Annotated in this window: 12 protein-coding genes and 1 other RNA gene; 7 read left to right on the forward strand and 6 right to left on the reverse strand. The window is 74.2% G+C overall.

Annotated features, from left to right (window positions below; translation table 11 throughout):
* Position 1: 1 nt before the first annotated feature.
* A complete protein-coding gene (locus tag AQJ66_RS11985) occupies positions 2–1468 on the forward strand; it encodes an APC family permease (RefSeq protein WP_061920005.1) in 1467 nt (488 codons plus the stop codon).
* 4 nt (positions 1469–1472) lie between these two features.
* On the opposite strand, the gene AQJ66_RS11990 is transcribed toward AQJ66_RS11985, so the two are convergent.
* The gene (locus AQJ66_RS11990) at positions 1473–2141 is read right to left on the reverse strand and encodes a hypothetical protein (protein ID WP_061920007.1); all 669 of its coding nucleotides are present in this window, start codon (positions 2139–2141) and stop codon (positions 1473–1475) included.
* Between the two features lie 117 nt (positions 2142–2258).
* Positions 2259–2660, reverse strand: an RNA gene (gene rnpB / locus AQJ66_RS11995) — RNase P RNA component class A.
* A 155-nt stretch (positions 2661–2815) separates the two neighbouring features.
* Here rnpB and AQJ66_RS12000 point away from each other — a divergent pair.
* Positions 2816–3349 carry a hypothetical protein gene (locus tag AQJ66_RS12000; RefSeq protein WP_061920009.1) on the forward strand — a complete coding sequence of 178 codons (534 nt, stop codon included), beginning with the start codon at positions 2816–2818 and terminating at the stop codon, positions 3347–3349.
* Between the two features lie 64 nt (positions 3350–3413).
* Positions 3414–4196, forward strand: a complete 783-nt coding sequence (gene yaaA, locus AQJ66_RS12005; RefSeq protein WP_061920011.1) for a peroxide stress protein YaaA — start codon at positions 3414–3416, stop codon at positions 4194–4196.
* A 19-nt stretch (positions 4197–4215) separates the two neighbouring features.
* Here the strand turns inward: yaaA and AQJ66_RS12010 are convergent, their stop codons facing one another.
* The 3 genes from AQJ66_RS12010 to AQJ66_RS12020 are packed head-to-tail and all read right to left on the reverse strand — an operon-like array spanning position 4216 to position 7538.
* Positions 4216–5877: a bifunctional RNase H/acid phosphatase gene (locus AQJ66_RS12010; RefSeq protein WP_061920013.1), complete on the reverse strand. Its 1662-nt coding sequence runs from the start codon at positions 5875–5877 to the stop codon at positions 4216–4218.
* A gap of 12 nt (positions 5878–5889) precedes the next feature.
* Complete coding sequence (locus AQJ66_RS12015) at positions 5890–6633, reverse strand: zinc ribbon domain-containing protein (protein ID WP_079060193.1); 744 nt, start codon at positions 6631–6633, stop codon at positions 5890–5892.
* On the reverse strand, positions 6630–7538 hold the full coding sequence (locus AQJ66_RS12020) for a Nif3-like dinuclear metal center hexameric protein (RefSeq protein ID WP_061920016.1): 909 nt from the start codon (positions 7536–7538) through the stop codon (positions 6630–6632). The genes AQJ66_RS12015 and AQJ66_RS12020 overlap by 4 nt, the downstream gene beginning before the upstream one ends.
* 186 nt (positions 7539–7724) lie before the next feature.
* Here AQJ66_RS12020 and AQJ66_RS12025 point away from each other — a divergent pair, with 186 nt between their 5' ends.
* Both AQJ66_RS12025 and AQJ66_RS39360 read left to right on the forward strand, forming a co-directional pair.
* On the forward strand, positions 7725–9032 hold the full coding sequence (locus AQJ66_RS12025; protein ID WP_061920018.1) for a hypothetical protein: 1308 nt from the start codon (positions 7725–7727) through the stop codon (positions 9030–9032).
* A 96-nt stretch (positions 9033–9128) separates the two neighbouring features.
* Positions 9129–9296 (forward strand): hypothetical protein, encoded by a 168-nt coding sequence (locus AQJ66_RS39360; protein WP_167359159.1) that lies wholly within the window; start codon positions 9129–9131, stop codon positions 9294–9296.
* A gap of 83 nt (positions 9297–9379) precedes the next feature.
* On the opposite strand, the gene AQJ66_RS12030 is transcribed toward AQJ66_RS39360, so the two are convergent.
* Positions 9380–10237: a MaoC/PaaZ C-terminal domain-containing protein gene (locus AQJ66_RS12030; protein WP_061920020.1), complete on the reverse strand. Its 858-nt coding sequence runs from the start codon at positions 10235–10237 to the stop codon at positions 9380–9382.
* A 156-nt stretch (positions 10238–10393) separates the two neighbouring features.
* On the opposite strand from AQJ66_RS12030, the gene AQJ66_RS12035 reads away from it, so the two are divergent.
* Both AQJ66_RS12035 and AQJ66_RS12040 read left to right on the forward strand, forming a co-directional pair.
* Positions 10394–11677 carry a sensor histidine kinase gene (locus AQJ66_RS12035; RefSeq protein ID WP_061920022.1) on the forward strand — a complete coding sequence of 428 codons (1284 nt, stop codon included), beginning with the start codon at positions 10394–10396 and terminating at the stop codon, positions 11675–11677.
* 39 nt (positions 11678–11716) lie between these two features.
* The gene (locus tag AQJ66_RS12040; RefSeq protein ID WP_061920024.1) at positions 11717–12328 is read left to right on the forward strand and encodes a response regulator transcription factor; all 612 of its coding nucleotides are present in this window, start codon (positions 11717–11719) and stop codon (positions 12326–12328) included.

Below are 12328 nucleotides of genomic sequence, written 5' to 3' on the forward strand. Positions count from 1 at the left end.
CATGCACGACCCCGGAGCCGTCGGACCCCGGCCGGCATCCGGCCCGGCCGGCCACCCGCCCCAGCGACTGCGCGGCGGCGTGCTCGGCATGGCCGACATCGCCGCCGCCACCATGGCCAACGTCGGCCCGGCCATGAGCTTCTTCTTCGGCTTCGCGTTCCTCGCCACCACGGCGGGCGTCGCGTCCCCCCTGACCATCGCCGCCGCGGGCGTCGCCGTCGCGCTCCTCGGCAACACCCTCGCCGAGTTCTCCCGGGCGCACCCCTCGGCGGGCAGCTTCATCACCTTCGTCGGCCGGACGTTCGGCCCGGTCAGCGCGGTGACCACCGCCCTGCTCGCCGGGCTCGGCTACATCATCGGCATGGCCGCCGTCATCGCGATCTCGGGCGGCTTCGTCCAGATCACCCTGCACCACTACACCGGCGTCGACCTGCCCTGGATCATCTGGACGCTGCTGCTGACCGGGCTGTCCGTGGTGCTGATGCTGCGCGGGGTGCTGGTCTCCACCAAGTGGGCCGGCTACTTCTTCGGCGTGGAGATGCTGGTGCTGGCCGTGGTGTCGGTCGCGGCCCTCGCCGGCCACCACGGCCGGCTCTCCGCCGACCCGTTCCTGCCCGGCCACCTCGCCCACGGCGTCAGAGGCCTGGCCGCGGGCTTCCCGCTCGCGGTCTACCTGTTCATCGGCTGGGAGAACTCGGCGGCGCTGGCCGAGGAGACGGAGAACCCCCGGCGCAACGTCGGCCGCGCCGTCTTCTCCTCCGTGGCGATCATGACGGTGAGCTACATCCTCTTCTCCTACGCCACGGTCACCGGCTTCGACTACGACGTGGCCAGGCTCGGCGCGTCACGCATCCCGTTCATCGACGTCGCCCACAGCACCCTGGGCGCCCTGGCGTTCCTCGCCTACATCGGCGGCCTGACCTCCACCCTCGGCGTCCTGATCGCCGGCATCAACTCCCAGGCCCGGCTGATCTTCAACGCCGGCCGGGAGGGGCTCCTGCCGTCCTTCTTCGGCTACGTCCACCCCACCCGCCGCACACCGAACAACGCGATCGTCACCTTCGCCGCGACCTCACTGCTGATCATCGGCGGCTGGGGCCTGGGACACGTCGTCGGCTCGGGCGCGATGGACCCCGTGGTCTTCTTCACCGAGTCCTCCAGCCTGGGCACGATCCTCATCCTCGTGGTCTACCTGGCCTCGAACATCGCCCTGCCGTTCTACTACCGCCGCTACCGCCCCCAGGAGTTCCGCACCGTACGGCACCTGGTCCTCCCCGCCATCGGCGCCCTGGCGATCCTGGTCCCCCTGTACTACCTCGCCAAGCCGGGCCAGCCCGCCCCGTACAGCTGGTTCCCGTACGCGGCCCTGGCGGCCCTGCTGGGAGCCGTCGCCTACGCCACCGTCCTGGTCCGCCGCGACCCCGAACTGGCCGACCGGGTGGGGTCGGTGGTGGCGGACGCGGAGTGAGGGTCTAGGAACGCGGGGCGCTGTCCCATCGCCACCGGGTGAGTCGCTCCCGTCCCGGCAGCTCGCCTCGGCCGGTCGCCCACAGCAGGGTGGCCCAGGGGTCGCCGCCGGGCGGTGCCTCCGGGAACAGTCTCCGCAGTACGCGGGCGCAGATCGCTGCCGGAGCCTCCCAGTCGAGCCCGAGGCCCAGGGCGAGGTCCTCGGCGTGGACGAACAGCTCGGCCAGGCCCATGGCCGCGGAGCCCTCGGCATCCGTCGTCCCGAACACGTGGAACGCCCGGGCCTGCGGCGACGCCGTGCGCACCATCGCCACATGCAGCGCCCCGCACGCCTCCAGGACCTGTGCCATGCCCTCCGGGCCGCCCTCGCGCTCGGCGAAGATCACGTTCGCGGGCTTGCCCGGCCCGGTCCGCCGCCATACGAACGGCACGTGAGTGGTGGCCGGAGGCGTCTGCGGTCCCAGCTGGGCAGCGTAGGAGAAGAGGTCGTCGGCCAGGTGCTCGGCGGTCTCCCAGCAGCTCCACTCCAGAGAACCGGCCGGCCGGCCCCAGTCCGCAGCCCGCGCGACAGGATCCCGCAGCAGCGCGACGACGAGCCGGACACCCTCCGCGAGGTCGTCGGCCGTGACAGGGCCCGCAGCGTGCGGGAGCTCCGCGTGATCATGATCGGACATGCGCCGAGCCTAGGGACCCCGGTCCCGCAGAGCCACCGGTTTTGGACGACGCACGGATGATCCGCTTATCCGCCCGAGCCGCGAACAGGCCGGACCGGTCACGAGCAAGGGGAGGGGCAGACGAGTCGGGCTGTACGCCGGGTTCTGTTCCGGAGGGTCCTCGCGGGCCCTCCGGCGACGGCCATCCATCTAGGACCGACGTTGCCGCCGGTCTCGTGCGGTCTACCCGCGGACTCGGGCGGGCAGCCCTCGATCGTCCGCGCAGAAGCACCGGAGTGCTTCCTCTTGACCTTGCTCCGGGTGGGGTTTACCTAGCTGCCCAGGTCACCCTGGGCACTGGTGGTCTCTTACACCACCGTTTCACCCTTACCCGGCACCTGAGTGCCGGGCGGTCTGCTTTCTGTGGCACTGTCCCGCGGGTCACCCCGGGTGGCCGTTAGCCACCACCCTGCCCTGTGGAGCCCGGACGTTCCTCGGGAAGCCCCCTGAGGGACTCCACGCGGCCGCCCGCCCGGCTCGTCTGCCGTGTGGACCATGGTACCGGGCGCCGGGGGCGGCCAGGAACGTTCCGCGGACACGTCCGGCTGCCGGCCCAACCCCGGATGCGGGACCCGGCCGGACGCCCTTCACTGGGGGCACGGAGACAGAGACCTCACGTTTCAGCTGGAGGCGGCATGGCGGGGCACTGGGTACGGAACGTGGTGGCTGCCGCCGTGGCGGCCGGCATCGTGTCGGCGGCGGCGACCGGCTGCTCGAACAACTCGAACTCCTCCACCACGTCCACCCCGTCGGCCGGTGCCTCGGTCCGCTCCAAGATCAGTTCCGCGGCCTCCGCCGCCGCCTCCGCGGCCTCCTCCCTCGCCTCGCAGGCGTCCTCCGCGCTGGCCTCGGCCTCGGCGGAGGCCAAGCGGAAGCTCGACGAGGTGAAGGGCGGCATCGACGTCAAGGGCGACGTGAAGCTCGGCGCCGTCGCGATCGGGGGCGACGGCAAGGCCACAGTGCCCGTCACCGTCCACAACACCGCCGGCTCCGCCAAGTCCTTCGCCGTGCAGGTCGACTTCAAGGACAAGAACGGCAACCTGGTCGACACGGTCGTGGTGACCGTCGACGGCGTGGCCGCCGGCAAGACCGCCGACGCGAAGGCGACCAGCCACCGCAAGCTGTCGAGCGACGTCGGCGCCACCGTCGGCACCGCGGTGCGCTACTGAGGCTCCTCCCGGACGGCACGGCGGCACCCCGTACCCTGGCGCTGAGCCGATCGAAGGAGTACGTGTGCTGGTCCTGCTGCCGCCCTCGGAAGGAAAGGCCGCCTCGGGCCGGGGCGCTGCGCTGGAGCTGGGGTCGCTGTCCCTGCCCGGGCTGACGGGCGCGCGGGAAGCGGTACTCGAAGAGCTGGTCGAGCTGTGCGCCGGGGACGAGGAGAAGGCGCGCGAGGTGCTCGGGCTGAGCGAGGGGCTGCGCGGGGAGGTCGCGAAGAACGCCGGGCTGCGCACGGCCGGGGCCCGTCCCGCCGGGGAGATCTACACCGGTGTCCTGTACGACGCCCTGGACCTGGCCTCCCTGGACCCGGCCGCCAAGCGGCGCGCGGCGCGCTCGCTGCTGGTGTTCTCCGGGCTGTGGGGCGCGGTGCGCGTGACGGACCGCATCCCCTCCTACCGCTGCTCGATGGGCGTGAAGCTGCCCGGGCTCGGCGCGCTGGCCGGGCACTGGCGGGCGCCGATGGCGGAGGTGCTGCCCGAGGCGGCCGGCGACGGCCTGGTGCTGGACCTGCGCTCCGCCGCCTACGCGGCCGCCTGGAAGCCGAAGGGCGAGGTGGCCGGGCGGACGGCGACCGTACGGGTGCTGCACGCGCCGACCCGGAAGGTGGTCAGCCACTTCAACAAGGCGACCAAGGGGCGGATCGTCCGGAGCCTGCTGTCGGCCGGGACCGCGCCGAAGGACCCCGCCGCGCTGGTGGAGGCGTTGCGCGACCTCGGGTACGTGGTCGAGGCGGAGGCGCCGGGGAAGGCGGGGCGGCCGTGGTCGCTGGACGTCCTGGTGGAGGAGGTCCACTAGCGGGTGGGAGCGGTGCGGCTCAGGTACGCAGGTGCGACGTGTCGTTGAAGAGCCGCACGCTGGCGTTGCCGTCGGCGTAGTAGGCCACCGCCGACAGGGAGGCCGCGGACAGTTCCATGCGGAACAGGGCCTCGGGCGGGGCGCCGAGCGCGAGGCGGACGAAGGTCTTGATCGGGGTGACGTGGGTGACCAGCAGGACCGTGCGGCCCGCGTAGGCCGCCACCAGCCTGCGCCGGGCGGCCTCGACGCGGGTCGCGGTCTCCGTGAAGCTCTCGCCGCCGCCGGTGGGGCGGGCCTCGGGGTCGGCGAGCCAGGCGTTCAGGTCGTCGGGGTGACGCTCGCGGACCTCGCCGAAGGTGAGGCCCTCCCAGGCGCCGAAGTCGGTCTCCCGCAGCCCCTCGTCGATGGTCACCCGGAGCCCGAGCCGGGCGGCGACGATGCCCGCCGTCTCGCGGGTACGGGCGAGGGGGGAGGCCACGACGGCCTGGATCGTCCCGCGCCTGGCCAGTGTGGTGGCGACCCGCCGGGCCTGCTCCCGGCCGACGTCGGACAGGGAGGGGTCGGTACCGCCGCTGCCGGAGAAACGCTTCTGAGGGGTGAGCGGGGTCTCGCCGTGGCGCAGGAGGACGAACGTGGCGGGGGCGCCCAGATCGGGGGCGGCGCTCCAGCCGGGGGTGGAGGGGGTGGAGGGGGCGGGCGTGGCCACCGTACGGGCCGCGCGGAGGCCGGCGGTCTGGGCCCCGGCCTGACCGGCCGGGCTTGCCACGCCGGTGCGCGCCGCATCTGCCACATCTGTACGCGCAGCACCTGCCGCGTCTGTGCGCGCCGCATCGACCTCGGCCGCACGCGCCGCCCCTGCCTCGGCCGCACGAGCCACCTCGGCCTCGGTCGGACGCGCAGTCTCTGCCTGAGCGGCACGCGCCACATCGGCCTCCCCCGCACGCGCCGCCCGCACCTCAGCCGCACGCGCCGCCCCTGCCTCGGCCGCACGAGCCACCTCGACCTCAGCAGCACGTGCAGCCTCAGCCTCGGCAGCACGCGCCGCATCAGCCTCCGCCGCGCGCGCCGCCTCCGCCTCGACGTCGTCCTCCACGGGGGCCGCGAGCGGCCTCGCGGGCCCGGTGTCCCGGCCCGTCGCCAGGGCCGCCCGTGCCTTCGCCGCGCCCGCCGCCGCGTCCCCGGGCGGGCCGGACGGCTCCGGGAGCGGCGGTTCCGTCGGCGCGGGCCGGGTGCCGAGGGCCGCGCGGGAGGTGTCGGCGGACCACTGCTCCCCCTTGGCCCCCGCGTCCATCGCCTCGTTGGCCAGGCGGTCGGCGTGCTTGTTGCGGTCGCGGGGGATCCACTCGTAGGTGACCTGGTCCGCGGGGAAGACCGTCCTCGCCTCGGCGGCCAGGGGCTTCATGTCGGGGTGCTTGATCTTCCAGCGGCCGGACATCTGCTCGACGACCAGCTTGGAGTCCATGCGGACGTGGACCCTCGCCGTCGGGTCCAGGGCGTGGGCGGTGCGCAGGCCCGCGAGGAGACCGCGGTACTCGGCGACGTTGTTGGTGGCGACGCCGATGTACTCGGCCGCCTCCGCCAGGGTCTCCCCCGTCGCCGCGTCGCCGACCACCGCGCCGTAGCCGGCCGGCCCCGGGTTGCCCCGTGACCCGCCGTCGGCCTCGACGAAGAACTCCCGCACCCCTGAAGCCCCTTACAGCCCGGACTCGGCCGTCCGCACCAGGATGCGGCGGCAGTTCTCGCAGCGGACCACCGTGTCCGGCGCCGCCGCGCGGATCTCGTTCAGCTCGGTGATCGCCAGCTCCTGACGGCAGCCCTGGCAGGTGCGGGCGTACAGCTTGGCCGCGCCGATGCCGCCCTGCTGCGCGCGCAGCTTGTCGTACAGCCCCAGCAGGTCGGCGGGCACCGAACCGGCGACGACCTCGCGCTCCTTGGTCACCGAGGCCGTCTCGCCGTCGGTCTCCTCGAAGGCCGCGTCCCGGCGGGCGGTGGCGTCGTCGATCTTCGACTGGACCGAGGAGACCCGCTCGGTCAGCTCGCGCACGCGCTCCTGCGCGGCCTCGCGGCGCTCCATGACCTCCAGGACGACGTCCTCCAGGTCGCCCTGGCGCTTGGCGAGGGAGACGATCTCGTGCTGGAGGTTGGACAGGTCCTTCGGCGAGGTGACGGCGCCGGAGTCCAGGCGCTGCTGGTCGCGGGTGGCGCGCTGGCGCACCTGGTCCACATCCTGCTCGGCCTTGGTCTGCTCGCGGGCGCAGTCGCTCTCCTCGGTCTGCGCGGCCACCAGCAGGTCGCGCAGCTGGGTGAGGTCCTTGGTCAGCGACTCGATCTCCGCGTGCTCGGGCAGCGACTTCCGCTTGTGCGCGAGCTGCTGCAGGCGGACGTCGAGGGCCTGGACGTCGAGGAGGCGGATCTGGTCGGCGGGCGCGGCGTTCAGTTGGGGGCTCCCGAGAAATTCGAAGGGGGGCGCGAAGCGCTCGTTGGAAGGGTGGTGGCGGGCGACGGGCGGGCCGTTGCGATGGACGCCGCGTGGGCGGTCCAGGGGTCGGTGACCGTCCTGGAGACGTGGACCCTCAGGTCCCAGCCGTGGCGGTCGGAGATCTCGTCGAGCTGGGCTGCGGCCAGCTCGCACCAGGGCCACTCGGTGGCCCAGTGCGCCGCGTCGAGCAGCGCGAGGGGGCTGTGGGCCACCGCCTCGGAGGCGGGGTGGTGGCGCAGGTCGGCGGTGAGGAAGGCGTCGACGCCGGCCGCGCGGACGTGGTCGAAGAGGCTGTCGCCGCTGCCGCCGCTGACGGCGACCGTACGGACGACGGCGTCGGGGTCGCCGGCCACCCGGATGCCCTGCGCGGTGGCGGGCAGCCGCTCGGCGACGCGGACGGCCAGTTCCCGGACGGTGACGGGGTGGTCCAGCTCGCAGACCCGGCCGAGGCCCCGGCAGCCGTCCGGGTCGGTCGGGTCCGGCACGAGGGGGCGTACGACCCGCAGGTCGAGCGCGCCGGCGAGGGCGTCGCTCACGCCCGGGTCGGCGGTGTCGGCGTTGGTGTGGGCGACGTGCAGCGCGATGTCGTTCTTGATGAGCGTGTGCACGATCCGGCCCTTGAAGTGCGAGGCCGCCACGGTCGTCGTCCCCCGCAGGTAGAGCGGGTGATGGGTGACCAGCAGGTCGGCGCCGAGCTTCACCGCCTCCTCGACGATCTCGCGCACGGGGTCGACGGCGAACAGGACCCGGGTGACCTCCTGGTCGGGATCGCCCACGACCGTGCCGACCGCGTCCCAGGACTCGGCCCGCTCGGCGGGCCACAGGTTCTCCAGCGCGGCGATGACTTCAGACAGACGGGGCACGGGAAAAGGCTACCTGGCCGTTCTGCCCGGGCGTACCGCATCCGCCTCCCGCGCCCCGGCTCAGCACAGCGGGCCCGGTCCCCTCAGGCGAATCGCTTCTGCGACACCCGTATGTGTGAAGCCGCAGCTCGACGGGGCGCTGCCCGTGCGTACGAAAACTACCTTCATGGCCGGAGGTGACCGACCATGACGGCCCTGGCGATCGAACCGCCCTCCACTGGCGGCCCCGACGAGGACGGCGACGGCACTGCGGGAACGGTCTGCGCCATCACGGCGGACGGCGCGTACGGCGCCCGGCTCGCGCGGGCGGGCGACTGCTGGTTCCCGGAGCGCTGGACACTGGACGGCCCCGAGCCGTACGCGGTGCCGCTGCCCGGCAACCAGCCGGAGGAGCCCGGCACGCAGGTGCAGCCGATGGCCGACGGGCGGGTGCTGATCCACCGGCCGGTGGAGCGGCGGCACTGCTTCTCGCTGCTCTACCCGACCGGGCCCGGCACCGGTGAGCTGCCGCTGGGCTCGGTGGAGTGCCCGGAGCCCGGCACCCGGATGCGGCTGCTGCCCCCGGCGCCGGGCGGGGCCCGGGCGTACGCCCTGGCCGTCGGCCCGCACTCCACGGCCGTGTGGCTGGTGGCGGGCGGCGCCTTCGGGCCCGAGCACCTGGCCGAGGTGCCCGGGCGCTGTTCCGGCGGGGTCTGGCTGGACCGCGTGGGGCGGCTGCTCGCGCTGGACCGGGAGCTGGACGGGCGCACCAAGACGGTGGTGGTCGACCTGGAGCGCGGCGGCGAGGTCTCGCCGCTGCTGCAGATCACGGCGGACAGCGACGACCGGCTGCTGCTCGCCGATCCGGACAGCGGGCTGCTGCTGATCTCCTCGGACGCGCCCCACCCCGGGGAGGAACGATTGGGCTGGGGGATCCTCGGCAGCACGCTGCCGGCGCGCTTCCCGGAGTGCCTGCGGGCGCCGGGCCGGCCGGTGACGCCGTTCGCGATCCAGCCGGGGCAGGTGCTGATGCCGGAGAACTGCGCGGTGGCGCTGCGCGTCGACGGGCCCGCCGGCGGCTGGATCGCCCTCTGGCGGCCCGGCGAGCGGCGGCTGCGCCACGTGCCCGCCCCCGAGGGCTGGCTGACCGGGTCCGGGCTGTGGACGCCGGACGGGGTGCTGCGGCTGCCGTACGCCACGGACGAGGTCCCGTGCGGCGTGGCGGAACTGGCGGCGCCCTGGCGGGAGCCGGTGGACGCCGGACTCCCGGGCGGTACGGCCGCCCCGAAACCCGGAGGGACGGGGGAACCGGGAGGCGTCGGGGCGGGGGAAGCGGTGGGCAACGGGACGGGGGGACCGGGGGGCGCGGGCCCGGAGGATCCGGTCCGGGACGGCACCGCTCCCGGGGCGCGCGAGGCGTCCGCGGAGGCGGCGGAACCGGAGCCTCCGGGACCTGTCGCGGCACGTCCCGTGCCGCTGCAACAGGCGCCCCTGGGGCGTCTTGTAACGAAGTAGTGCCGGTTGGCGTGTGCGCCTGGATTCGGCCTGTGGTGTGCCGGTTAGACTCGCCCGGCTGTACGAAAGATCATGTTGACGGGGTGAATTCTTCCGATGAGCGACACCAGCACGACGGAGCAGCTGTCCGGCGACTTCTCCGAGTTCTCCGAGCCGACCGGTCACGGTCGGCACCGGGGCCCGGTGGCGGCGCAGGAGAGCGAGGCGGCTCCGCACGGCCGGCACCGCAAGCCGGTTCAGGAACGAGCCGAGGCGGCTGCCTGACGGTTCGTCACAGAGGGGGTGCCCGTCGACCGGCGGGCGCCCCCTCTGTCATGTCACCATCGCACAGCCCGTCGCGGGCCCACTCAGGAGTGCCGAACGACGGTGTCGGCGAGGACCGGCGCGTCGTCCCTCTCCACGGCGCCGACCTCCACCCGGACGGCGCCGTCCGCCCGCCACATGCGGACGCGCAGGGTCTCCCCGGGGTAGACCACGCCCGCGAACCGGGTGGTGTACGCGCGCACCCGGGTCACGTCGCCGCCGAGCAGCGTGTCCACGACCGCCTTGAGGGTGATGCCGTAGGTGCACAGTCCGTGCAGGATGGGCCGCTCGTAACCGGCGAGCCGGGCGAACTCGGGGTCGGCGTGCAGGGGGTTGTAGTCGCCGGAGAGGCGGTAGAGGAGGGCCTGGTCCTCGCGGACCGGGCGGTCGGCGGTCCGGTCCGGGTCGCCGGCGGGCGGCTCGCTCCGGGCGGAGGGGCCGCGGTCGCCGCCCCAGCCGCCCTCGCCGCGTACGAAGATGCGCGCCTCGTCGGTCCACAGCGGGCCGTCGGCGTCGGCGACGTCGGTGCGCAGCACCAGCACGGCCGCGCTGCCCTTGTCGTACACGGCGGCGACCCGGGAGGTGGCCCTGGCGGTGCCGCGCACGGGGATGGGCCGGTGGAGTGTCAGCGACTGGCCGCCGTGCAGCACCCCGGCCAGGTCGACGTCGACGCCCGGCATGGACAGTCCGCTGATCACCCCGGGGGAACCGGCGCCCGCGACGGTGGCGAAGCTGGGCAGCACGTGCAGCCGGGACTCCAGGGTGTAGCGCAGCTCGCCCGGGTCGGTGGCGGGGACGCCCGCGCCGACACCGAGGTGGTAGAGCTGCACGTCCTTGGGGGTCCAGGTGATCTCGCCGGAGCGGGGCTCGGCGGCGAGGGCCAGGGCTGCGTCGATGGGCATGGGACTCCTGACGGTGGGCCGGCTCAGGGGACCGTGACATTCGTACTGCCCCGAACCGTACACACGCCTCTGCCGCACGGGGGCCCGGCCTCCTACCGTCATGGACAGGGCACGGACGCGGACCAGCCGGCCGGCCAGCTGATCGGGGGAACGGACATGTCGTGGTGGGCTCTGACACGAGGCCGCGTACGGGACCTGCGCGAGGCGCGGGCCCGCTGGCGGGCGGACATGGAGCGCTTCCGGGCCGCGCAGCGGGCGGCGCGCGGGAACGGCGGGCCGCCGGCCGTCGACCACCCCGGCCCGCCGCCGACCGGGTTCTCGCTGCTGCCCTGGCTGCTGATGGGCATGGGGTCCTTCTCCAACCTGCTCCAGGGCCGGACCCCGAACCCGTGGGTCGGCGGCCTGGGCCTGCTCGCCTTCAACTCGCTGTACGTCTACGTCACCTTCCGCTCCTTCGACCGCAAGAAGCGCAACGCGGTCTCCACCCGGGTGGCGCTGGCCCTGATGGGTCTGGTGACGACGTCGCTCGCCCTCGGGTACGGCGGCAACTGGCTGATGTTCTTCCCGCTGCTGGGCCTCGCGACCGGCGCCACGCTGCGCGGGCCGTGGCTGGGCCGCACCGGCCTGCTGCTCTCCGGTTTCGCCGTCCTCGTCTCGGGCGTGCGCGACGGCTGGGGGGACGCGGTGAACATCGGCTACGCCACCTTCCTGTCCAGCATGGTGACCGCCGCGATCCTCGGCCTGTCCGAGGCCGTGCGGGAGCTGCGCGCCGCCCGGGAGGAACTGGCCCGGCGGGCGGTGGAGGAGGAGCGGCTGCGCTTCTCCCGCGATCTGCACGACCTGCTCGGCCACACCCTGTCGGTGATCGTGGTGAAGTCGGAGGCGGCCCGGCGCCTGGCGCCCCGCGACATGGACGCGGCACTCGCGCAGATCACCGACGTCGAGTCGGTCGGCCGGCAGGCGCTGACCGAGATCCGGGAGGCGGTGACCGGCTACCGCGAGGGCAGCCTGGCCACCGAGCTGACCCGGGCCCGCTCGGCACTGTCCGCGGCGGGCGTGGAGCCGGTGTTCCGCCGGTCCGGGACGCCGCTCGCCCCGCAGACCGAGGCGCTGCTCGGCTGGGTGGTGCGCGAGGCGGTCACCAACGTCGTCCGGCACAGCGACGCCACCCGCTGCGAGATCACCGTCGGGTCCGGCACCGAACGGGCCCGGCTCACGGTCACCGACAACGGCACCGGCACGTCCGCCCCTCGTCCGGCGGAGGGCATCGGCGGCACCGGCCTGAAGGGCCTGACCGAGCGCCTCGCGGCTGCGGGCGGCTCACTGACGGCCGGCGCGTCCCCGCGCGGCGGCTTCACGGTCACCGCCGACCTTCCGGTGGAGCCGACGGGACTGACTGCCGTGGGGGCGGGGTCGGACACCGCACCGAGGGTCAGTTGACGGATCGTCAAGTCGGGTGCATCGGAATAGGCTTCGACCGTGAAGGACATCCGAGTCCTGCTCGCCGAGGACCAGGGCATGATGCGTGGTGCCCTCGCCCTGCTGCTCGGCATGGAGGACGACATCGAGGTGGTCGCCCAGGTCCGTGCCGGCGACGCGATCGTGGAGGCCGCGCTGCTGCACCGGCCCGACGTGGCCCTGCTCGACATCGAGCTGCCCGGCAGGAGCGGCCTGGACGCGGCGGCCGAGCTGCGCGAGCGGCTGCCCGGCTGCCGGGTGCTGATCCTGACGACCTTCGGCCGGCCCGGCTATCTGCGCCGGGCCATGGAGGCGGGGGCGGCCGGCTTCCTGGTGAAGGACGGGCCGGTCGAGGAGCTGGCCGCGGCGATCCGGCGCGTGCTCGGCGGGGAGACCGTGGTCGACCCGGCGCTGGCCGCGGCCGCGCTCAGCGCCGGACCGAACCCGCTGACGCGCCGCGAGTGCGAGGTGCTGGAGGCGGCGGCGGACGGGGCGACGGTCGCCGACGTCGCGGGCAGGCTCCACCTGTCGGAGTCGACCGTCCGCAACTACCTGTCCTCGGCGATCGGCAAGACCGGCACCCGCAACCGGGCGGAGGCGGTACGGGAGGCCCGGCAGCAGGGCTGGCTGTGA

The sequence above is a fragment of the Streptomyces bungoensis genome (genome assembly GCF_001514215.1).
Lineage (GTDB): Bacteria > Actinomycetota > Actinomycetes > Streptomycetales > Streptomycetaceae > Streptomyces > Streptomyces bungoensis.

What these genes read in the sequence shown, in the direction of transcription:
- AQJ66_RS11985 (WP_061920005.1), top strand. Translation starts at nt 2, where the DNA reads ATGCACGACCCCGGAGCCGTCGGACCCCGGCCGGCATCCGGCCCGGCC.
- AQJ66_RS11990 (WP_061920007.1), bottom strand. Translation starts at nt 2,141, where the DNA reads ATGTCCGATCATGATCACGCGGAGCTCCCGCACGCTGCGGGCCCTGTC.
- AQJ66_RS12000 (WP_061920009.1), top strand. Translation starts at nt 2,816, where the DNA reads ATGGCGGGGCACTGGGTACGGAACGTGGTGGCTGCCGCCGTGGCGGCC.
- AQJ66_RS12025 (WP_061920018.1), top strand. Translation starts at nt 7,725, where the DNA reads ATGACGGCCCTGGCGATCGAACCGCCCTCCACTGGCGGCCCCGACGAG.
- AQJ66_RS39360 (WP_167359159.1), top strand. Translation starts at nt 9,129, where the DNA reads ATGAGCGACACCAGCACGACGGAGCAGCTGTCCGGCGACTTCTCCGAG.
- AQJ66_RS12030 (WP_061920020.1), bottom strand. Translation starts at nt 10,237, where the DNA reads ATGCCCATCGACGCAGCCCTGGCCCTCGCCGCCGAGCCCCGCTCCGGC.
- AQJ66_RS12035 (WP_061920022.1), top strand. Translation starts at nt 10,394, where the DNA reads ATGTCGTGGTGGGCTCTGACACGAGGCCGCGTACGGGACCTGCGCGAG.